This is a genomic window from Actinomycetospora flava (assembly GCF_037400335.1).
Lineage (GTDB): Bacteria > Actinomycetota > Actinomycetes > Mycobacteriales > Pseudonocardiaceae > Actinomycetospora > Actinomycetospora flava.
The window spans coordinates 34,227-54,102 of record NZ_JBBEGM010000001.1 but is presented as its reverse complement, the minus strand read 5'-3'; the positions used below and the strand labels follow the sequence as shown (position 1 = coordinate 54,102).

The window sequence follows — 19,876 nt, the reverse complement described above, 5'->3', positions numbered from 1 at the left end:
CCTCACCCGACCTCTACCCGGCGTGACCCGCGTGGCCTCCCTGCACATCGCGCCCGAGCGCACGGCGCCGATGGTCGCGGTGGCGCGCGTCGAGGCCGAGGCCGGCCGCGGGCTGGTCGGCGACCGGTACCACGGCACGCGGCACCGTCACGTCTCCTTGCAGAGCCGCGACGACCTCGCCGCCGCGAGCGAGGCCCTCGGCGCGCCGGTGCCCGAGGAGCGCACCCGCCGCACGCTCACGCTCGACCACGGGACGGTGCCCACGGAGCCCGGGGCGCGCCTGGCCGTCGGGGACGTCGTGCTCGAGGTCGTCCGCCGCGCCGCCCCGTGCCGCGTGATGGACACCGAGATCGGGCCCGGCGCCGCGCGGGCGCTGCACGGCCGCGGTGGGGCGATCTGCCGGGTGCTGACGTCGGGATCGATCGCCGTGGGCGACGAGGTCGCCCTGCCCGATCCCTAGCCGCAGGGCCCGACCGTCGCCGCGATGCCGTCGTGGTCGGAGCGGGGGAGCTCGAACCGGTGCGCGCCGTCGCCGCACCAGCCCGGGCTCACGAACAGGTGATCGATGCGCAGGAGGAACGCGCGCCACTGGGTCACCGACGTGGGTCCGGCCAAGCCGTCGCGCATCGCGTCGACGAGCCCGGCGTCGAGCAGGCGGTAGTCGCGGGCGCGGTCGGTCGAGTTGAGGTCGCCGGTCACCACCACCGGACCGGGCTCGCGGGCCACCCGCGCGTCGACCTCCTCGACGAGCCGGTGGTGCTCGGCGGGCGTGGACTGGTAGCCGAAGCCGCCGGTCCACCAGGGCCGCGGGACGTGCAGGCCGTAGACCACGAACGGTGTCGGCGCGTCGACCGCCGCCCGCACGCCCGGGAAGTCGGGACCCGGGGCGTCGAGCAGCCGCACGGGGAACCGGCTGTAGACGCCGACCGCGGGCGCGCCGCCGGCGTAGACGTGGAAGCGGTACGTCGCGGAGAGGGCGGTGTCGATGCCCCGGTCGTTCTCGACGACCACCAGCACGTCCGCGCCCGCCGCCTGCAGCGCGGGCACCGTCGAGGACCGCCCGGTGACGTTGGCGCTCGCGACCGTGACGCCCGCGCCGGCGCGCACGCGGCCGGCGTCGTCGGGCGTCCAGGGCCCGACGACCGCGACGGTCGCCGCGAGCAGCACCGACACGGCGGTGACCAGGCCCCACCAGCGACCGCTGACGACGCAGGCGATCGCGGCGATCACCGCCACGACGGGCAGGACGATCGCGAGGACGTCGCCGACCAGCCCCAGCGCGTCGCGCAGGGGGAACCACGCCCAGGGCAGCGCGGCGAGGAGCAGCCAGAACCAGGGGGAGGAGCGGATCCGGTGTCCTCGGCGAGGCGGCGTCACCGTGACCGTGTCCCGCTCCACGCTCGGCCCTCCCCGTCAGCCCTGATCGACTGTACCGATCCGGAGCGGGCTCCCCGGGTGACTCAGCCGACCTCGAGCACGCCGAACCGGGCGCCGGCCGGGTCCGCGAGGGTCGCGTGGCGGCCCCGCGGGCCGGCGTCCACGGCCGTCACCACCGTCCCGCCGTGCTGCTCGGCGACCCCGACCGCGCGGTCGGCGTCGGCCACGCCGAACACCGGCACCCAGTGGGGGAGCGCGTCGCCGGCGAGCCCGAGACCCGCGAGCGGCCCGTGCTCACCGTGACCCGCGAGGTGGCCGGGACCGGCGCCGTCCTCCGCCCAGCGCCAGCCCAGCAGCTCGCGGTAGAAGGTGCGCGTGGTGCCGGGCTCCGCGGACAGGGCCTCCGCCCAGCACAGGCGGCCCGGTCCCGGCGGCGGGACGTCGCGGTCGGACTCCCACAGCCCGACCACCGCCCCGCCGGCGTCGAGCGCGACCAGCAGACGCCCGCCCCCGTCGTCGTCCTCCGGTCCGTGCAGCACCTCGCCGCCGAGCTCCTCGATGCTCTCCGCGGCGGCGTCGACGTCTTCGACAGCGAGGTAGAGCGTCCAGGCCGGCGGGGCCACGACACCCGGGGAGCCGAACGCCGCCACGTCGTGGGCGTCGCACCGCAGGATCCCGTGCTGGTGCCCGGCGACGACCGCGTCGTGCACCGACCAGCCGAGCACCGCGGCGTAGAAGACGGCCGCGGCCTCCCGGTCCTCCGCGTCCAGCTCCGCCCAGCAGGGCGCCCCGTCCATGGGCGCAGTCTGCGGGGGGCCGCGCCCGGGCACCACCCGACCGGGTGCTCCCGCGTCGCGGCGGATCGCGATCAGGCGCGAGCTCGTGGCGCGTCAGCCGGAACGACCGAAGGGCACCTTCGGTCGGGTAGACGGGCGAGGGGAACCCTTCGCCAGAACGAGGTGCCCCTGGCGACCACGATCGACAGCCGGGATCGCGCGCACTCGGCGCGAAGAAGAGAGGAGTGTGTCCGAGGGGGGACTTGAACCCCCACGCCCTACTAGGGCACTAGCACCTCAAGCTAGCGCGTCTGCCATTCCGCCACTCGGACTTGCGTGGGACCAGCGTAGACGACGCCGCGCAGAGCGATCACGGTGGGTGGCAGGATGCGGCGCATGGGTCGTGCCGAGGACGAGGTCGTGACGCTGACCAGCGAGCTCATCCAGATCGACAGCCAGAACACCGGAGAGCTCGCGACGACGACGGGCGAGGCGGAGGCCGCCGCCTACGTGGACGCGAAGCTGCGCGAGGTCGGCTACGAGACCGAGGTGATCGAGTCCGGCGCTCCCGGACGCCACAACGTGTTCGCCCGCCTGAAGGGCGCGGACCCGGACCGGCCGGCGCTGCTGGTGCACGGGCACCTCGACGTCGTGCCCTTCGACGAGAGCGAGTGGTCGGTCCACCCGCTGTCCGGCTCGGTGCAGGACGGCTACGTCTGGGGCCGGGGCGCGGTGGACATGAAGGACATGGACGCGATGATCCTGGCGCTCGCGCGCCAGTTCAAAGCCGAGGGGACGGTGCCGCCGCGGGACCTGGTCTTCGCGTTCCTCGCCGACGAGGAGGCGGGCGGCGCCTACGGTTCGCACTGGCTCGCCGAGCACCGCCCCGATCTCTTCGAGGGCTGCACCGAGGCACTCGGCGAGGTCGGCGGGTTCTCGCTGACGCTCGGCGAGGACGTGCGCGTCTACCCGGTGATGACCGCGGAGAAGTCGATCGCGTGGATGAAGCTGCGCGTGCGGTCGCGGCCCGGCCACGGCTCGATGGTCCAAGACGAGAACGCCGTGACGATCCTCGCCGAGGCCGTCGCACGCCTCGGGCGGCACCGCTTCCCGCTGGTGCTCACCGAGTCGGTGCAGGGCTTCTTCGACGAGATCACCGAGCTGACCGGCATCGAGTTCCCCACCGACTCCGCGGCCGCCCTCGACGGCGCCGTGCGCAAGCTCGGCGGGGTCGCCCGCGTCGTCGGCGCCACCACCCGCGACACCGCGAACCCGACGATGCTGCAGGCGGGCTACAAGGCCAACGTCATCCCGTCGCTGGCCGAGGCGACCGTCGACTGCCGCGTGCTGCCGGGGCGCCAGGAGGCGTTCGAGCGCGAGCTCGACGAGCTGCTCGGTCCGGACGTCGAGCGCGAGTGGATCCGCAACCTCGAGGCCGTCGAGACCGCCTTCGACGGCGAGCTGGTCGACGTGATCACGCGGGCGGTGCAGGACGAGGACCCGCAGGCGCACACGCTGCCCTACATGATGTCGGGCGGCACCGACGCGAAGGCGTTCGTGAAGCTCGGGATGCGCTGCTTCGGGTTCGCGCCGCTGCGCCTGCCCCCGGACCTCGACTTCACCGCGCTGTTCCACGGCATCGACGAGCGCGTACCGGTCGACGCCCTGCAGTTCGGCACCCGGGTGCTCGAGCGCATCCTGCTGCGCGCGTGAGCGGCCACGTCGCTCTCGTCACCGGGGGTGGCGGCGGGATCGGCGCCGCGGTCTGCGCCCGCCTCGCCGCCGACGGCTACCGGGTGGCGGTGGTCGACCGCGACGCCGAGGCGGCCGCCCGCGTCGCCGGCGAGTGCGCCGGGCTCGCGATCGCCTGCGACGTCACCTCCGACGTGGCGGTGAAGGCCGCCGTCGACGAGGCCACGACGTGGGGCGGGCGCCTGGACCTGGTCGTGCTCAACGCCGGCTCGACGGGCGGGCAGTCGGGCGTCGACGACCTCGACGTCCCGGCGTACCGGCGGGTCATGGGCGTCAACGTCGACCACGTGGTGTTCGGGACGACCGCGGCGCTGCCCGCCCTGCGTCGCGACGGCGGGGGCACGGTGATCGCGACGTCGTCGCTCGCCGGGCTCACGGGCATGCCCGGCGACGCGATCTACACGCTGAGCAAGCACGCGGTCGTCGGCTACGTCCGCTCGGTGGCGGCGTCGCTGGCCGACGAGCCCGTGCGGGTCATGGCCGTGTGCCCGGGCTTCACCGACACGGCGCTCATCGCCGGGTTCCGCGACCGGTTCGGCGACTTCCCGCTGCTCGTCGCCGCCGACGTCGCCGACGCGGTCACGGCGATGCTCGCGCGGGGCGCGTCGGGGGAGTGCTGGTTCGTCCAGCCCGGCCGCGAGCCCGGACCGTTCCGGTTCCGCGGCGTCCCGGGCCCGGCCGAGGCCGGCGCGCCGCCCCGGCTGCACGGCGAGGACTGACGGGTGCGCGCCTGGCGGGTGCCGCGGTACGGGCCGTTCGGCGAGGTCCTCGAGGTCGCCGACGTCCCGCGTCCCGAGCCCGGGCCGGGGGAGACGCGGGTGCGCGTGGCGGCCGCGGCGCTGAACTTCGCCGACATCCTCCACACCGCCGGCGAGTACCAGGAACGCGTCCCGCCGCCGTTCACGCCCGGGCTGGAGGTGGCCGGCACGACCGACGACGGGCGCCGCGTGTTCGGCCCCGTGGCGCTGCCGCACGGCGGGTTCGCCGAGGAGGCGGTGCTGCGCACGACCTGGCCGTGGCCCGAGGGGATGAGCGCCGCCCAGGCCGCCGGGTTCTTCGTCTCGTACCAGACGGGGTGGTGCGCGCTGCACCACCGCACGTCGCTGCGGGCGGGCGAGACGCTGCTGGTGCTCGCGGCCGCCGGCGGCGTGGGGCTCGCGGCCGTGCAGCTCGGCCGGGCCGCCGGCGCGCGCGTGATCGGTGTGGTGGGTGACGAGGAGAAGGCGGCGGTCGCGCGCACCGCCGGGGCCGAGGTGCTCGTGGACCCGGGCGACACGAAGCGATCAGGGGAGCACGCCGGTAGGGGAGCCGGCCCCGACCGGACAGACCTCGTCGCCGCCGTCCGCGAGCTCACCGACGGCCGCGGGGCCGACGTCGTCTACGACCCGGTCGGCGGCGACTCCTTCGACGCCGCGCGCCGCGTCGTCGCGTGGGAGGGCCGGCTGCTCGTCATCGGCTTCGCGGGCGGGCGGATCGCCGACGCCCCGACCAACCACGCGCTGGTGAAGAACTACGCCGTGGTGGGCGTGCACTGGTCGGCGTACCGGGACCGGTCCCCGGAGCTCGTGGCGGCGTGGCAGCGCGAGATCGAGGCGCTGTGGCACCGGCGCGCGATCGCCCCGATCGTCGGGGCCGAGTACGCCTTCGAGGATCTGCCCACCGCGATGGAGGAGCTGCAGGCGCGCCGCACGACGGGGCGCGTGGTGCTCCGGGCGCCCTGAGACCGCACAACGCCGTCGCGGGGAACTAGTTCCCGATGTCGGGGGTCCGCGGGGCGTCCGCGGCTCCTAGCGTTCTCCTCGGTCGCCCGGCCGGTCCCCGGCTCTCGGACCGGTCGGACGACCACGACCGTCCTCCCGGCGTCACGGCCACCGCATCGCACAGCCAGACGCGGCGGGGCACCGCACCGCGGAGGCGGGCACGGAGGTCACGAGGGGCGTCCCACCCCGGGGCGCCCCTCGCTCCGTCCTGCTCGAGGTCTAGGTCGCGAGCCCGGCGACCAGCGACGAGCGCGAGAGCTTGCGGCGCAGCCAGACCTTCCTGGTGCCGTCGGCGTACAGCAACGTGCGGGCGAGCTCCCAGCCCCCGAACTCGGCGCGGATGCCCAGCTGGACGGTCGCGGAGATCCGCGTGACGTCCGGGGGCAGCCGCACGGGCTGGTACTCCCAATCCCCTTCGACCACCGGCGCTCCGACGAGCGCCCCGCCGTCGCGGGCGCCACCAGTGTTCACGAGCCGACCACCTCCGGGACACCTGACCCAGCCGCACCACCGTACGCACAGCCACACACCCTGCGCACCCATCACGACGCCCGGTGGACAGCCGCGTCGATCACTCCCAGGGCGGCAGATCCGGCTCCTCGGCCTCGTCGTCGAGCACCGACGTCCCGGACGGGCCCGCGGGGGAGCTGACGTCGTCGAGCGCCCCGCGGATCGCCGAGGGCAGAACGAGGTCCTCGGCGGCCAGGGAACCGAGCAGCTGGGCCCCGTCCCGCGCACCCACCACGGGGGCGACGACGCCGGGCCGGTCGCGGACCCACGCCAGCGCCACGGCCAGCGGCGACGTGCCCAGCCCGTGCGCGGCGGTGACGACGGCCTGCACGATGCGGGCGGTGCGCTCGGTGCGGTGACGGTTGACGTAGCCCGCCAGGTGCTCCGAGGCGCCGCGGGAGTCGGCGGGCACGCCCTCGCGGTACTTGCCGGTGAGCACCCCGCGCCCGAGCGGGCCCCAGGGCATGAGCCCGAGCCCGTGGTGCTCGGCGGCCGGCAGCACCTCGGTCTCGACGGACCGGTCGAGCAGCGAGTACTCCGACTGCACCGACACCAGCGGCAGCGAGGTCAGGCTCTGACGCGTCGCGGCCGACGCGACCTGCCAGCCCGCGTAGTTCGCGATCCCCGCGTACCGGGCGCGCCCGGTGGTCAGCGCCACGTCGACCGCCGCGAGCGTCTCCTCGAGCGGGACGTCGTCGTCCCACTCGTGGAGCTGCCACAGGTCGACATAGTCGGTGTTCAGCCGGTCCAGCGAGTCGTCGAGCGCCGTGAGCAGCGCCGCGCGCGAGGCGCCCCCGCCGAACGGGCCGTCGTCGCGGCGGGCACCCGCCTTGGTGGCGACGACCACCTCGTTCCGCGGGATCACGTCGTCGAACAGGCTGCCGAGGATGCGCTCGGCCTCGCCGCCGGAGTACACGTCCGCGGTGTCGACGAGCGTGCCGCCTGCGTCGAGGAACGCCAGCAGCGACGCGCCCGCCTCGTCGGCGTCGGTGTCGCGGCCCCAGCTCATCGTGCCCAGCGCCAGGCGCGAGACCTTCAGGCCGCTGGCGCCCAGGCGTCGCTGCTCCACGGGGACGCAGCTTACGAACAGGTCACGGACGCGGTCCGGGGGGCACGCCGAGCCGAGACCCGAGGGGACTACCGTCCGTCGCCGTGACAGCCGGCGCACCGATGGGATGGCTCGAGGCGGTGGTCCTCGGCATCGTGCAGGGGCTCACCGAGTTCCTGCCCGTCTCGTCCTCCGCGCACCTGCGGATCACCTCGGCGTTCTTCTTCGGCAACGACGCGGGCGCGGCGTTCACCGCGGTCACCCAGCTCGGCACCGAGACCGCCGTGCTCATCTACTTCTTCTCCGACATCTGGCGCCTGCTCAAGGCCTGGTTCGTGGGCCTCGCGCGTCGCGAGGAGCGCGGCTACGACTACAAGCTCGCCTGGTACGTGATCCTCGGCTCGATCCCCATCGGCGTGATCGGCCTGCTGTTCGAGGACGCCATCAAGGGACCGGCCCGCAACCTCTACCTCAACGGCGCCGTGCTCGTGATCTTCGCGCTGGTCCTGGCCCTCGCCGAGCGCTACGGCACCCAGCGCCGGGGCTCCGATCAGCTCACGCTGCGCGACGGCCTGGTCATGGGCTGCGCGCAGGCGATGGCGCTCATCCCGGGCGTCTCGCGCTCCGGCGGGACGATCACCGCCGGCCTGTTCCTCGGCCTCGAACGGGCCGTCGCGGTGCGGTTCTCGTTCCTGCTGGCCCTGCCCGCGGTGTTCGCCTCGGGGCTGACGCAGATCCCGGACATCCTCGACCCGACCGCCTCGGACGTGCAGGGCGCCGTGGTCGTGTTCCCGAGCATCGCGCAGATGGTCGTGGCGACGCTCATCGCGTTCGTCCTCGGCTACGCCTCGATCGCCTGGCTGCTGCGGTTCGTCGAGAACCACACGATCTACGTCTTCGTCTGGTACCGGGTCCTGCTCGGCCTGATCGTGCTGCTCGCCGTCAGCAACGGGATCGTCCCCGCTGTGTAGTCCGAGGGCCGCGTAGGGTCGTGACGTGACGACGGTGATCCTGCTGCGGCACGGCCGGTCGACGGCCAACACCTCGGGGGTGCTCGCCGGTCGCACGCCCGGGGTCAGCCTCGACGACCACGGGCGCACGCAGGCCGAGAAGCTGGTCGACCGCCTCGCCGAGCTCCCGCTCGCGGCGGTCGTGACGTCGCCGCTGCTGCGCTGCGAGGAGACGCTCGCGCCGCTGCTGGAGGCCCGGGGGCTCACCGCGACCGTCGAGCCCGACCTCGCCGAGGTCGACTACGGCGAGTGGACGGGCCGCAAGCTCGGCGACCTGGGCAAGGAGGACCTCTGGAAGGTCGTCCAGGCCCACCCGTCGGCCGCCGTGTTCCCCGGCGGCGAGGGGCTGGCCGCGATGCAGGCACGCTCGGTCGCCGCGATCCGCCGCCACGCCGCGCGCGTCGGCGCCGAGCACGGCGAGAAGTCCCTGTGGGTCGCCTGCAGCCACGGCGATGTGATCAAGGCCGCTGTCGCCGACGCCCTGGGTCTGCACCTCGACTCGTTCCAGCGGATCGTCATCGACCCGTGCTCGGTGAGCGTGATCAGCTACACGCCGACGCGTCCGTTCGTGGTGCGGGTCAACGACACCGGCGGCGACCTGTCCGCGCTGGTCCCGAAGCCGGAGTCGGAGAAGACGGACGGGGACGCGGAGCAGCCGCCGGCCGAGGACGCGGTGCCCGAGGAGGCCACCGTCGGTGGGTCGACCGGAGTAGCATGAAGCTTCCGCCGACGCCCGAGGACACCGTCCTCCAGCGCCGCCCTGCCCGGAGTCCTACGATCGAGATGTCATGCCCAGGGTGATCCACGTCTTCCGCCAGCCCGACCGGTTCGTCGCCGGCACCGTCGGGCAGCCCGGCGAGCGCTCCTTCTACCTCCAGGCCACCGAGCAGGCCCGGAAGGTGAGCGTGCTGCTCGAGAAGCAGCAGGTCTCGGTGCTCTCCGAGCGGATCGGCACCCTGCTGGAGGAGGTCTCGCGCCGCTTCGGCGCCGACGTCCCCGTCGCCGTGCCCGAGGACGAGGTGGACACCTCGCCGCTCGAGGTCCCGGTCGAGGAGGAGTTCCGGGTCGGCACGATGGGCCTGGGCTGGGACGCCGAGTCGCGCAACGTCGTCGTCGAGCTCCTCGCGGTCACCGAGGAGGAGGTCGACGAGTCGGTCGTCCTCGACGACACCGACGAGGGCCCCGACGCCCTGCGTGTGTTCCTCTCACCGGCCGGGGCGCGTGCGTTCGCGACGCGGGCCGAGCGGGTCGTGGGGGCCGGCCGCCGCCTGTGCCCGCTGTGCACGCAGCCGCTCGACGCCGCCGGCCACGTGTGCCCGCGGCAGAACGGCTACCGACGCGTCACCACCCCCGAGTAGGCGCGTGGACCAGCCGACGGACGAGACCACCCAGGACGCGTTGGAGCTGCTGCTCCACGGCCGCATCGAGGTCGAGGGACGCCTCACCGAGGCCTCCAACACCACGCTGTTCTGCTCGATCGCGGTCAACGGCGTCGAGGAGCACTGCGTCTACAAGCCGGTGCGCGGCGAGCGTCCGCTGTGGGACTTCCCCGACGGCACGCTCGCGGGCCGCGAGGTCGCGACCTTCCTCGTCAGCGAGGCCGCCGGCTTCCGCGTGGTGCCGCCGACCGTGCTGCGTGACGGCCCGTTCGGGCCCGGCATGGTGCAGCGCTGGATCGAGACCGACGACGAGCGCGAGCTGGTCGACATCCTCTCGCCCAAGGACGTCGACGAGAACTGGCGCACCGTCCTGCGCGCCCGCGGGATGGACGGCGACCCGGCGCTGCTCGTGCACGCCGACGACCCGGCGCTGCGGCGGATGGCCGCGCTCGACGTCGTCGTCAACAACGCCGACCGCAAGGGCGGGCACGTCCTGGCCGGGGAGGACGGCGGCGTCTACGGCGTCGACCACGGCATCTGCCTGCACCGCGAGGAGAAGCTGCGCACGGTGCTGTGGGGCTGGGTCGGCGAGCCGCTGACCGACGACGTGCGGGATGGCCTGCGCCGGCTGCGGGCCGCGCTCTCGCCCGGCAACGCCGCCGGGCTGAACGACACGCTGCACGACCACCTCACCCGCGCCGAGGTCACCGCGCTGCGCTCGCGCGTCTCGAAGCTCCTCGACGCGGACGAGCTGCCCTCGCCCGGTGGCCGCTGGCCCCCGATCCCGTGGCCCGCCTTCTAGCCCGTCCCGACCCCATGTGAGCACTTTCCGGGCCCATCGGCCCGGAAGGTGCTCACATAGCCCCGATCCGAGGTGCCACCGCCGTGCTGTTCGCACGCCGCGATCCGCGCTGGCCGCGCGACTTCCACCACCGGCGCACCGCCGACCTCCTCAATCCGGTGCAGGCGTTCGAGCTCTTCCGGACGTTCCCCGCCGACCGCGACGGCTCGCGGGTCCCCGTGGTCCCGGCCGACCCCCACCCGCCGGCGGCCGGGCCGGGGCGGATCGCGGTCACCTGGCTGGGCCACGCGTCGGTGCTGCTGCACGTCGACGACGTCACGGTGCTCGTCGACCCCGTGCTCGTCGGCGGCATCCCCGGCGCCCGCCGGCGGCTGACCGCGCCGGCCCTCACCCCCGACCAGCTCCCGCCGCTCGACGCCGTGCTCATCAGCCACGACCACTACGACCACCTCGACGCGCCCACCCTGAAGCGCCTCCCGCGCTCGACGCCGGTGCTGGTCGGCGGCGGCAGCAGGCCGTGGTTCGCCCGCCGCGGGTTCACCGACGTCACCGAGCTGGACTGGTGGGAGAGCGCCCGCATCGGCACCACCGAGATCGAGTTCGTCCCCGCCCACCACTGGTCCCGGCGCACCCTCGGCGACACCTGCCGGCGGCTGTGGGGCGGCTGGGTGGTCACGGGCGCCGGCGGCCGCAGCGTGATCCACGCCGGCGACACCGGCTACGGGCCCTTCCCGGCGCGGATCGGGAAACGGCACGCCGGCATCGAGGTGGCCGTCCTGCCCGTCGGCGCCTACGCGCCGCGGCGGCTGCTGCGCGGGGTGCACATGGACCCCGCCGAGGCGGTCCGGGCGGCCGGGGACCTCGGCGCGCGCCACCTCGTCCCCATCCACTGGGGCACCTTCGTGCTGTCCGGCGAGCCGGTGCTCGAGCCGCTGGAGCGCGTCCGCGAGGAGTGGGTGCGCGACGGGCGCGACCGCGCCGACCTCTGGGACCTGCCCGTCGGGGGGACGCGGGTCCTGTGAGCGTGGTCCCCCCGCGCCTGTCCGCCCAGGCGCTCGCCGTCTGGGGCGTCGCCGTCCTCGCCTACGTCGCCGCGGTGACGGGCCGGTCGTCGCTCGCGGCCACCGGCGTCACCGCCGCCGAGCGCTTCGACGTCTCGTCGGGCGTGCTGTCGCTGCTCGCGGTCGTCCAGCTCGCGGTGTACGCGGCGCTGCAGATCCCCGCCGGCGTGCTCGTCGACCGGGTCGGCCCGCGCCGGGTGATCGCGGGCGGGGCGGTGCTCGTCGCCGTCGGGCAGGTCGTACTGGCGCTCGCCGCGCCGTTCTGGCTGGCCGTGGCCGGGCGCATGCTCGTCGGCGCCGGGGACGCGGTGACCTTCGTCAGCGTGCTGCGGCTGATCCCCTCGTGGTTCCCCGCCCGGCGCGTGCCGCTGCTCAACCAGCTCGCCGGCATCCTCGGCCAGCTCGGGCAGGTGGTCTCCGCGGTCCCGCTCGCCGCCCTGGTGCTCGGGACGGGCTGGACGCCCGCCTACCTCATGGCGGGCGGCACCGCGGTGCTCGTCGCCGTGCTCGTGATCGCGGTGGTCCGCGACGGCCCGGCCGGCAGCAGCGCCCCCGCCGGAGACGGAGCGGAGCGGAGCTCGACCGGTCTGGACGGCCCGAGCGTCGCCGGGGGAGTGGCGGCGGCGCTGCGCGAGCCCGGGGTGCGGCTGGCCTTCTGGTGCCACCTCGCCGCGCCGTTCCCCGGCAACGTGTTCGGGCTGCTCTGGGGCTTCCCGTTCCTCACCGGCGGCGAGGGCCTCGCCGGCGGGACCGCCCAGGGCCTGCTCGTGCTCTACGTCGTCGCGGGCATCGTGATCGGACCGCTGCTCGGGACGCTCGCCGGGCGGTTCCCGGCGCGCCGGGTGCGGCTGATCGTCGTCGCCACCGTGGCCCAGGCCGTGTCGTGGCTCGTCGTCCTCGCCTGGCCCGGTCCGGCGCCGCTCGCGCTGCTCGCCCTGCACGTCGTCGTGCTCGGCGGCGGAGGCCCGGCGTCCCTGGTCGCCTTCGACATCGCCCGCGCCGCGGTGCCGCCGCAGCGCATCGGGCGCGCGTCGGGGATCGTCAACGTCGGCGGCTTCGTCTCCACCGTCGCCGTCGTCCTGGTCGTCGGCGTCGCCCTCGACCTGCAGGGCGCCGGCACCCCCGACACCTACACGCTCGACGCGTTCCGCATCGCCATGCTCGTGCAGGCGCCGGTGTGGGCGGCGGCGCTGGTGGGGATCGCGCGCTCCGCGCGGAGGGTCCGGGCTCAGTCGGCCGCCGACGGGAACACCGGCGCCCGCTTCTCCCGCAGCGCGGTGTAGCCCTCGACGACGTCGGGGCCCAGGAAGGTCAGCATCTCGTAGGCCGCCGACTGGTCGAAGGTCGGCCCGGCGCTGCGCAGCCAGTTGTTGAGGCTGCGCTTGGTGAGCCGGATGGCCTGCTGCGAGCCCTGGCCCAGGGTGTCGGCGACGCGCAGGGCCTCGTCGAGCACCTGGTCGCGGGGCAGCGCCTTGGCCACCATGCCGAACCGCTCGGCCTCGGCGCCGGTGACCATCTCGCCGGTGAGCAGGTAGTAGCGCGCCTTGGCCATGCCCGCGAGCAGCGGCCAGATGATCGCGGCGTGGTCGCCGGCCGCGACGCCGAGCTTGACGTGCCCGTCGCCGAGCCTGGCGTCCTCGGCGGCGATCGCGACGTCGGCGAGCAGCGCCACGACCACGCCCGCCCCGACGGCGACCCCGTTGATCGCCGAGACGATCGGCTTGTCGCAGTCGATGATGTTGTAGACCAGGTCGGACATCTCGCGCAGCATGTGCTGCACGCCGTCGTAGTTGCCGGCCATCCGCTCGACCATGGCGAGGTCGCCGCCTGCGGAGAACGCCTTGCCGGCCCCGGTGATCACCGCGACGCGGGTCTGCGGGTCGTCGTTCACGTCGCGCCAGACCCGGGCGAGCTCGCCGTGGAGGCCCTCGTCGGCGGCGTTGTACTTGTCGGGACGGTTGATGGTGATCAGCAGGACGCCGTGCTCGCGGCGCTCGAAGATCAGCTGCTCGTAGCCCTCGAAGGACACGTCGACTCCTCGGTTGGCGGTGTGGGGAACAGGATCAGCTCATCGTCAGCCCGCCGCTGACCGACAGCGTCTGGCCCGTGATGTAGGCGGCCTCGTCGGAGGCGAGGAAGGCGACGGCGCCCGCGAGGTCCTCGGGCTGGGCGAGGCGGCGCAGCGGGATGGCCCTGGTCAGGGCCTCGCGCAGCTTCGGGTCGTCCCCGGCGAACTCGGCGAACAGCGCCGTGTCGGTCGGGCCGGGGCACACGCAGTTGACGCCGATCCGGTGGCGGGCCATCTCGCGGGCGCAGGTCTTGGTGAACGCGATGACCCCGCCCTTGGCCGCCGAGTACACGGCCTCCCCGGAGGAGCCGACCCGGCCCGCGTCGGACGCGAGGTTGACCACGCGCCCGCCGCCCTGCTCGGCCATGATCGGGAGCACGGCCTTCGAGGTGTGCAGCACCCCGTAGAGGTTGATCCTGATGACCTTGTCCCAGTCGGCCGGGTCGGAGTCGACGAACGGCCCCGCCTTGTCCCAGCCGGCGTTGTTGACCAGGACGTCGATGCGGCCGAACCGCGCGCGCACGTCGGCGACCGTCTCGTCGACCGACGCGCGGTCCGCGACGTCGGTGGCCAGGCCGACGGCACTGCCCCCGAGGGCGGCCGCGGTGTCCCGCGCGGTGTCGCCGTCGACGTCGGTGGCCACCACCGTGGCGCCCTCCGCGGCGAGCTTCTCGGCGATGCCGCGACCGATGCCCCGGCCGGCGCCGGTCACGATCGCGATCCGTTCGTCCATCCTGCCCATGCGCAGGACGCTGGCAAGGTTCGCGCAGCGAGTCAACCCGTGGGTCAAAGTTTGACTTCGCAGTCAATCCGCCGCCATCCTCACGACGGTGAGCCGCACCGAGCGCAAGCGGGGCCGGCGGGTCGAGCAGATCCTCGCGGTCGCCGCCGAGCTGTTCGGCGAGCGCGGCTACGACGCGGTCAGCCTCGAGGACGTCGCCGAGCGGCTCGACGTCACCAAGGGCTCGCTCTACTACTACTTCGCGGGCAAGGACGAGCTCGCGACCGCGGCCATCGAGACGCTGGGCAGCGACTGGACCGGGCGCCTCGAGGCGATGGCCGCCAGCGCGCCGGGGAGTGCGGGGGAGCGGCTGCGGGCCCTGATCCGCGCCCACGTCGCGATCGCCGTGCGCGAGTACCCCGCCGCCCTGCGCCTGTTCCTCGTGCCGCGGACCTGGCCCGACGCCCTGCGCGCCCGGATCACCGAGATGCGCCGGCGCCACGACCAGGTCTTCCGCACGCTCCTCGCCGAGGGCCTGGAGAGCGGCGAGTTCGCGGTCGTCGCCACCGGGACGACCCTGCAGGCCATGCACGCAGCGATGAGCCAGGCGCCGCTGTGGTGCGCGGGTCTCGCCGAGGACGAGCAGGAGCGCGCGTTCGACGAGCTCGCCGACACCCTGATGAAGCTGGTCAGCCCTGGGGTCGGCTCTGCCCGGTGAGGCGCGCGTAGACGATCACGTTGTCCTCGTACGACCGCCCGGAGGCGTCGAGCGCGCCGCCGCAGGTGATCAGCCGCAGCTCGGCGCCCGCGGTGTCGCCGTAGACGTCGCGGGTGGGGAACCAGTTCTTCGAGACCTGCACGGTGCCGGTCACGGTGAACACCGCGAGCGACCCGTCGCGGCGCGTGATGGTGACCCGGTCGCCGGTGGTGGCCTCGGCGAGGTCGGCGAACACGCCGCGCCTGCCGTCACCGTCGACGTGCCCGACCACGACGGCCGGGCCGCGCTCCCCGGGCGTGGGCCCGTGGCGGTACCAGCCGGCCTGCTCCGGGGTGTGCACCGACGGCACCTCGATGCGCCGCTGCGCGTCGACCCCGACCGGCACGAGCGAGGAGCAGGCGTCGATGCGGTCGACGGTGATCGCCACCGGGTCGGCCGCGGCCATCGGCTCGGCATCGGCACGGAACGGCGTCGTCACCGGCGGGCACGGATCCGCGCTCGCCCCGGCCCCGTCCGACGTCGCGGTCGCCACGCCCATCGCCGCGCACACGGCGCTGAGGACGAACGCGAGCACGGCCACGACGCGGACGACGACCGAGGGGTCGACCGGCGAGGGGTCCTGGCGACGGTGCCGGTTCACCGCTGCGACGACGGCCTGCGGCCCGCCACGAGACACGCCAGCAGCACGCCGAGCCCGCCGCCCGACCACCACAGCACCGACGAGGAGACGGACGCGGCCGGAGCGTCCTGCTCCACCAGCTCGTCGAGGTCGACCGACGACCCGTCGCCGGTCGGCGCCGCGCCGACGGGGACCACCTCGACCTGAGCGGGCTCCGCGGGATCGACGGCATCGACGACATCGACGGCTTCGTCCGTCACCGTCCTGGCGCCGGCCGCGTTGGCCGGGTCGCCCTGGTCGCAGGCGACGCCGTCCCGGTCGCGGTCGAGCGCGGGCCGGTAGCCGGGCGTGCCCTGGGGGATGTTCTGCACGCCGGCGGCGAACGCCTCGGTGCAGTTGGCGTAGTAGACCGCCGGGACGGCCAGCGCCGGCCCGGCCGTCCCGAGGAACAGGAGGGCCGACACCCCGGCCACCACCGCACAGTGCCTGGATCGCTGCATGATCCCCGCCGATCGTCCACGGCCCTCCCGCCCCGCGCGGGAGGAGCGGACGCAGTCAACTCCAGTGAGTGTTCAAACCACACGCAGCGTGACGGCGCGTCGGGCGACACCTTCGGGGGATCCCGCCGGACGCGACGGATCGGGCGAGCCGGGCACGGGTACGGCCCGCTCCCTCGATGGTCGAGCTCTCGCTTCGCTTCGTCTCCGTGTTCTCGCACAGCAGAAGCGGGGAGCCGGATCACGTCCCGCGACGTAGCGTGGAGAGGTGAGCTCTTCTGCTGCTCCCTCCGTTCCCACTGTTCCCTCAGGCCTCCCCACCACCGCCGGTGAGCTGGCCCGCAGCGGCCACCCGGCGGCGACGGTCCGCGGTGTGCGGACCGAACTGCGTGACAACCTGCTGGCCCGCCTGCGGGCCGGCGAGGACCCCTGGCCGGGGATCGTCGGGTTCGACCGCACCGTGCTGCCCCAGTTCGAGCGGGCGATCCTCGCCGGGCACGACGTGGTGCTGCTCGGCGAGCGCGGCCAGGGCAAGACGCGGCTGCTGCGCAGCCTGGTGAACCTGCTCGACGAGTGGACGCCGGTCATCGCGGGCTCCGAGCTGGGCGAGCACCCGGCCGACCCGATCATCCCGGCCAGCCGGCGCCGCGTCGCCGAGCTGGGCGACGACCTGCCGATCACGTGGCGGCACCGCGACGAGCGCTACGCCGAGAAGCTCGCCACGCCCGACACCAGCGTCGCCGACCTCATCGGCGACGTCGACCCGGTCAAGGTCGCCGAGGGCCGCAGCCTCGGCGACCCCGAGACCATCCACTACGGCCTCGTACCACGAGCCCACCGCGGCATCGTGACGATCAACGAGCTGCCCGACCTCGCCGAGCGCATCCAGGTCGCGCTGCTCAACGTCATGGAGGAGCGCGACATCCAGGTGCGCGGCTACACGCTGCGCCTGCCGCTGGACATCATGCTCGTGGCCAGCGCGAACCCCGAGGACTACACCAACCGCGGGCGGATCATCACCCCGCTCAAGGACCGCTTCGGCGCCGAGGTCCGCACCCACTACCCGCTCGAGGTCGCCGGCGAGGTCGCCCTGACCCGCCAGGAGGCCCAGCTCGTCGCCGAGGTGCCCGACCACCTCGTCGAGGTCCTCGCCCGCTTCACCCGCCACCTGCGCCAGTCCGGCGCGGTCGACCAGCGCAGCGGCGTGTCCGCCCGCTTCACGATCGCCGCCGCCGAGACCGTCGCGGCCGCCGCGCTGCGCCGCGCCGCGGTCACCGGTGAGGAGGTCGCCGTGGCCCGCCCCGTCGACCTCGAGGCCGTGCCGCCGGTGCTGCGCGGCAAGCTCGAGTTCGAGTCGGGGGAGGAGGGCCGCGAGGCCGAGCTGCTCACCCACCTGCTGCGCCGCTCGATCACCGAGACCGCCCGCGCCCGGCTCGCCGGGGTCGACCTGTCGCCCCTGGCCGACGGGGTGTCGGCCCTGGAGGGCGACCGACGGGTCGTCACCGGCGACCGCGTCGCCGCCCGCCAGGTGGTCGACGCGCTGCCGTCGATCTCGGTGGTCTACACGGTCGCCGAGCGTCTCGGCGCCGCCGGCACGGAGGCCCCCGGGCCGCTGGCCAGCGCCGTCGAGCTGGCGCTCGAGCACCTGTACCTCACCCGCAAGCTGGCCAAGGACGACGACGAGGACGCGGGGACGGTGGCCTATGGCGGCTGATCCGGCAGGCCCGACCGGACCGGCGTCCGGTCGCTACTCCTACGGCCGGTACTACGACGGCCCCGATCCGCTCGCCCCGCCGTTCGACCTGCGCGAGGCGATGGACCAGCTCGGCCGCGACGTCATGGAGGGCACCTCGCCGCGGCAGGCGATGCAGGAGCTGATGCGCCGCGGGCTCGGGGAGCAGCAGGGTCTCGACGACCTCATGCGCCGGCTCAACGAGCGACGCAGCCGGCTGCAGCGCACCCACCGCCTCGACGGCACGCTGCAGGAGGTCCGCGAGCTGCTCGAGCAGGCGCTCGAGGCCGAGCGCAACTCCTTGCAGGCCGAGGACTCCGACGACGCCCGGTTCCGGGAGATGCAGCTCGACGCGCTGCCCCCGTCACCGGCGGGCGCGGTGCGCGAGCTGCAGGACTACGACTGGCGCAACGCCGAGGCGCGCGCCGCCTACGAGCAGATCCAGGACCTGCTCGGTCGGGAGGCGCTCGACCAGCGCTTCCAGGGCATGAAGCAGGCGATGGAGAACGCCACGCCCGAGGACGTCGAGCGTGTCCGCGAGATGATCTCGGATCTCAACGACCTGCTCGAGGCCCACGGACGCGGTGAGGACACCACCGACCAGTTCCGCGAGTTCATGGGCAAGCACGGCGAGTTCTTCCCCGAGAACCCGCAGAGCACCGACGAGCTGATCGACCTGCTCGCGGAGCGGTCGGCGGCGGCGCAGCGGATGATGAACTCGCTGTCGGCCGAGCAGCGCGCCGAGCTCGAGGGCCTCATGCAGCAGGCCTTCGGCGACCCGCGGCTCGCCGAGCAGCTCTCGCGGCTCGACCAGCAGCTCCAGGGCATGCGCCCCGGCGAGGACTGGCAGGGGCGCGGGCGCTTCCGCGGCGAGGACCCGCTCGGCATGGGCGAGGCGACCCGCGCCATGGAGGAGCTCGGGCAGATGGACGCCCTGGCCGAGCAGCTCTCGCAGTCGTACCCGGGCGCGCGCATGGAGGACATCGACCTCGAGGCGCTCGAGGCGACGCTCGGCGAGCAGGCGCGCGTCGACGCTCAGCGTCTGGCGGAGCTGCAGCGTGAGCTCGAGCGGCAGGGGGTGTTCCAGCGCGCGGCGGACGGCTCGCTGATGCTCTCGCCGAAGGCGTTGCGCCAGCTCGGGCAGTCGTCGCTGCGCGACGTCGTCGGGTCGCTGTCGACGCGGCGTGGCGAGCGGGAGACCCAGCGCTCCGGCGCGGCGGGGGAAGCCACCGGTGCCACGCGGCCGTGGTCGTTCGGCGACACGGAGCAGTGGGACGTGCCCCGGACGCTGCTCAACGCGGAGATGCGGCACGCGTCCGGCGACCCGCGGGCCCTCGACGTCACCGACGTGGAGATCGTCGAGACCGAGCAGCGCACCCGCGCGGCGGTGGCGCTGTGCGTCGACACCTCGTGGTCGATGGTCGCCGACGGGCGGTGGGTGCCGATGAAGCGCACCGCGCTGGCGCTGCACCACCTGGTCTCGACCCGGTTCCGGGGTGACGCCCTGCAGCTCGTCACCTTCGGGCGGCACGCCAAGGAGGTCGAGCTGGGGGAGCTGACCGCGCTGGAAGGGGCGTGGGAGCAGGGCACGAACCTGCACCACGCGCTCCTGCTGGCCGGGCGGCACCTGCGCAGGAACGCCGACGCGGCGCCGGTCGTCCTCGTCGTCACCGACGGCGAGCCCACCGCGCACCTCGAGCCCGACGGGCACGCGGCGTTCGACTACCCGCCGAGCCCGGAGACCCTGCGGGCGACGCTCGGCGAGGTCGATGCGCTGGCGCGGCTGAACGCGGCGATGACGGTGTTCATGCTCGGCGACGACCCGCGGCTCGAGGCGTTCGTGGACCTCGTCGCGCGGCGGGCCGGCGGGCGGGTCGTGAACCCCGACCTCGACGGGCTCGGAGCCGCCGTGGTGAGCGACTACCTGGCGAGCCGCCGACGACGCTGAGCTGGGCGGCCGACGGGCGAACACCCTGACCGGGTGAACGAACCGCCCGCACTCGGGCGTCACGACTACCGGGGGCGACACCGCGTACGCTCGACCGT

21 protein-coding genes and 1 tRNA gene are annotated in these 19,876 nt (G+C 74.5%); 13 read left to right on the top strand and 9 right to left on the bottom strand.

Translation table 11 applies throughout. From position 1 onward, the window contains the following. Window positions 1-31 precede the first annotated feature (31 nt). Window positions 32-460, top strand: a complete 429-nt coding sequence (locus WCD58_RS00250; protein WP_337698624.1) for an MOSC domain-containing protein — start codon at window positions 32-34, stop codon at window positions 458-460. On the opposite strand, the gene WCD58_RS00245 is transcribed toward WCD58_RS00250, so the two are convergent. From WCD58_RS00245 to WCD58_RS00235, 3 genes are all read right to left on the bottom strand, one after another. After that, window positions 457-1,398: an endonuclease/exonuclease/phosphatase family protein gene (locus WCD58_RS00245; RefSeq protein WP_337698623.1), complete on the bottom strand. Its 942-nt coding sequence runs from the start codon at window positions 1,396-1,398 to the stop codon at window positions 457-459. The genes WCD58_RS00250 and WCD58_RS00245 overlap by 4 nt on opposite strands. Before the next feature lie 62 nt (window positions 1,399-1,460). Next, on the bottom strand, window positions 1,461-2,174 hold the full coding sequence (locus tag WCD58_RS00240; protein ID WP_337698622.1) for a VOC family protein: 714 nt from the start codon (window positions 2,172-2,174) through the stop codon (window positions 1,461-1,463). 227 nt (window positions 2,175-2,401) lie between these two features. Then, a tRNA-Leu gene (locus WCD58_RS00235) sits at window positions 2,402-2,485 on the bottom strand. Between the two features lie 64 nt (window positions 2,486-2,549). Here WCD58_RS00235 and WCD58_RS00230 point away from each other — a divergent pair. The 3 genes from WCD58_RS00230 to WCD58_RS00220 are packed head-to-tail and all read left to right on the top strand — an operon-like array spanning window position 2,550 to window position 5,626. After that, window positions 2,550-3,866, top strand: coding sequence for a M20/M25/M40 family metallo-hydrolase (locus tag WCD58_RS00230; RefSeq protein ID WP_337698621.1), 1,317 nt, complete (start codon window positions 2,550-2,552; stop codon window positions 3,864-3,866). After that, window positions 3,863-4,624, top strand: a complete 762-nt coding sequence (locus WCD58_RS00225; protein WP_337698620.1) for an SDR family NAD(P)-dependent oxidoreductase — start codon at window positions 3,863-3,865, stop codon at window positions 4,622-4,624. The genes WCD58_RS00230 and WCD58_RS00225 overlap by 4 nt, the downstream gene beginning before the upstream one ends. A gap of 3 nt (window positions 4,625-4,627) precedes the next feature. Continuing rightward, entirely contained in the window at window positions 4,628-5,626 is a 999-nt protein-coding gene (locus WCD58_RS00220; protein WP_337698619.1) for an NADPH:quinone oxidoreductase family protein, read from the top strand. 258 nt (window positions 5,627-5,884) lie between these two features. Here the strand turns inward: WCD58_RS00220 and WCD58_RS00215 are convergent, their stop codons facing one another. Both WCD58_RS00215 and WCD58_RS00210 read right to left on the bottom strand, forming a co-directional pair. Further along, on the bottom strand, window positions 5,885-6,136 hold the full coding sequence (locus WCD58_RS00215; RefSeq protein WP_337698618.1) for a DUF5703 family protein: 252 nt from the start codon (window positions 6,134-6,136) through the stop codon (window positions 5,885-5,887). Window positions 6,137-6,236: 100 nt separating this feature from the next. Then, a complete protein-coding gene (locus WCD58_RS00210) occupies window positions 6,237-7,244 on the bottom strand; it encodes an aldo/keto reductase (RefSeq protein ID WP_337698617.1) in 1,008 nt (335 codons plus the stop codon). A gap of 101 nt (window positions 7,245-7,345) precedes the next feature. Between WCD58_RS00210 and WCD58_RS00205 the strand changes: the two genes are divergently transcribed. From WCD58_RS00205 to WCD58_RS00180, 6 genes are all read left to right on the top strand, one after another. Next, the gene (locus WCD58_RS00205) at window positions 7,346-8,194 is read left to right on the top strand and encodes an undecaprenyl-diphosphate phosphatase (RefSeq protein ID WP_337700739.1); all 849 of its coding nucleotides are present in this window, start codon (window positions 7,346-7,348) and stop codon (window positions 8,192-8,194) included. 25 nt (window positions 8,195-8,219) lie between these two features. Beyond that, entirely contained in the window at window positions 8,220-8,951 is a 732-nt protein-coding gene (locus tag WCD58_RS00200; protein WP_337698616.1) for a histidine phosphatase family protein, read from the top strand. Window positions 8,952-9,021: 70 nt separating this feature from the next. Beyond that, the gene (locus WCD58_RS00195) at window positions 9,022-9,591 is read left to right on the top strand and encodes a DUF3090 domain-containing protein (RefSeq protein WP_337698615.1); all 570 of its coding nucleotides are present in this window, start codon (window positions 9,022-9,024) and stop codon (window positions 9,589-9,591) included. Window positions 9,592-9,595: 4 nt separating this feature from the next. Then, window positions 9,596-10,414, top strand: coding sequence for an SCO1664 family protein (locus WCD58_RS00190; protein ID WP_337698614.1), 819 nt, complete (start codon window positions 9,596-9,598; stop codon window positions 10,412-10,414). An 83-nt stretch (window positions 10,415-10,497) separates the two neighbouring features. After that, on the top strand, window positions 10,498-11,436 hold the full coding sequence (locus WCD58_RS00185) for an MBL fold metallo-hydrolase (protein WP_337698613.1): 939 nt from the start codon (window positions 10,498-10,500) through the stop codon (window positions 11,434-11,436). Beyond that, a complete protein-coding gene (locus tag WCD58_RS00180) occupies window positions 11,433-12,758 on the top strand; it encodes an MFS transporter (protein WP_337698612.1) in 1,326 nt (441 codons plus the stop codon). The genes WCD58_RS00185 and WCD58_RS00180 overlap by 4 nt, the downstream gene beginning before the upstream one ends. On the opposite strand, the gene WCD58_RS00175 is transcribed toward WCD58_RS00180, so the two are convergent. Together WCD58_RS00175 and WCD58_RS00170 are read right to left on the bottom strand one after the other, a co-directional pair. Further along, window positions 12,704-13,504, bottom strand: coding sequence for an enoyl-CoA hydratase/isomerase family protein (locus tag WCD58_RS00175; protein ID WP_337698611.1), 801 nt, complete (start codon window positions 13,502-13,504; stop codon window positions 12,704-12,706). The two genes, WCD58_RS00180 and WCD58_RS00175, sit on opposite strands and share 55 nt — an antisense overlap. A gap of 34 nt (window positions 13,505-13,538) precedes the next feature. Further along, a complete protein-coding gene (locus tag WCD58_RS00170) occupies window positions 13,539-14,285 on the bottom strand; it encodes an SDR family NAD(P)-dependent oxidoreductase (RefSeq protein ID WP_337698610.1) in 747 nt (248 codons plus the stop codon). 88 nt (window positions 14,286-14,373) lie between these two features. Here WCD58_RS00170 and WCD58_RS00165 point away from each other — a divergent pair, with 88 nt between their 5' ends. Next, window positions 14,374-14,982, top strand: a complete 609-nt coding sequence (locus WCD58_RS00165; RefSeq protein WP_337698609.1) for a TetR/AcrR family transcriptional regulator — start codon at window positions 14,374-14,376, stop codon at window positions 14,980-14,982. Here the strand turns inward: WCD58_RS00165 and WCD58_RS00160 are convergent. Next, complete coding sequence (locus WCD58_RS00160; RefSeq protein ID WP_507237429.1) at window positions 14,954-15,520, bottom strand: class F sortase; 567 nt, start codon at window positions 15,518-15,520, stop codon at window positions 14,954-14,956. The genes WCD58_RS00165 and WCD58_RS00160 overlap by 29 nt on opposite strands. 98 nt (window positions 15,521-15,618) lie before the next feature. Next, window positions 15,619-16,065, bottom strand: coding sequence for an excalibur calcium-binding domain-containing protein (locus tag WCD58_RS00155; protein ID WP_337698607.1), 447 nt, complete (start codon window positions 16,063-16,065; stop codon window positions 15,619-15,621). Window positions 16,066-16,366: 301 nt separating this feature from the next. On the opposite strand from WCD58_RS00155, the gene WCD58_RS00150 reads away from it, so the two are divergent. Beyond that, on the top strand, window positions 16,367-17,812 hold the full coding sequence (locus WCD58_RS00150) for an ATP-binding protein (RefSeq protein ID WP_337698606.1): 1,446 nt from the start codon (window positions 16,367-16,369) through the stop codon (window positions 17,810-17,812). Further along, window positions 17,802-19,778: a VWA domain-containing protein gene (locus WCD58_RS00145; RefSeq protein WP_337698605.1), complete on the top strand. Its 1,977-nt coding sequence runs from the start codon at window positions 17,802-17,804 to the stop codon at window positions 19,776-19,778. The genes WCD58_RS00150 and WCD58_RS00145 overlap by 11 nt, the downstream gene beginning before the upstream one ends. Window positions 19,779-19,876: the final 98 nt, after the last annotated feature.

Excerpts from the sequence above, each read along its gene's own strand:
- WCD58_RS00170 (WP_337698610.1), bottom strand. The coding sequence starts at position 14,285 with ATGGGCAGGATGGACGAACGGATCGCGATCGTGACCGGCGCCGGCCGG.
- WCD58_RS00230 (WP_337698621.1), top strand. The coding sequence starts at position 2,550 with ATGGGTCGTGCCGAGGACGAGGTCGTGACGCTGACCAGCGAGCTCATC.
- WCD58_RS00145 (WP_337698605.1), top strand. The coding sequence starts at position 17,802 with ATGGCGGCTGATCCGGCAGGCCCGACCGGACCGGCGTCCGGTCGCTAC.
- WCD58_RS00195 (WP_337698615.1), top strand. The coding sequence starts at position 9,022 with ATGCCCAGGGTGATCCACGTCTTCCGCCAGCCCGACCGGTTCGTCGCC.
- WCD58_RS00205 (WP_337700739.1), top strand. The coding sequence starts at position 7,346 with ATGGGATGGCTCGAGGCGGTGGTCCTCGGCATCGTGCAGGGGCTCACC.
- WCD58_RS00160 (WP_507237429.1), bottom strand. The coding sequence starts at position 15,520 with ATGGGCGTGGCGACCGCGACGTCGGACGGGGCCGGGGCGAGCGCGGAT.
- WCD58_RS00240 (WP_337698622.1), bottom strand. The coding sequence starts at position 2,174 with ATGGACGGGGCGCCCTGCTGGGCGGAGCTGGACGCGGAGGACCGGGAG.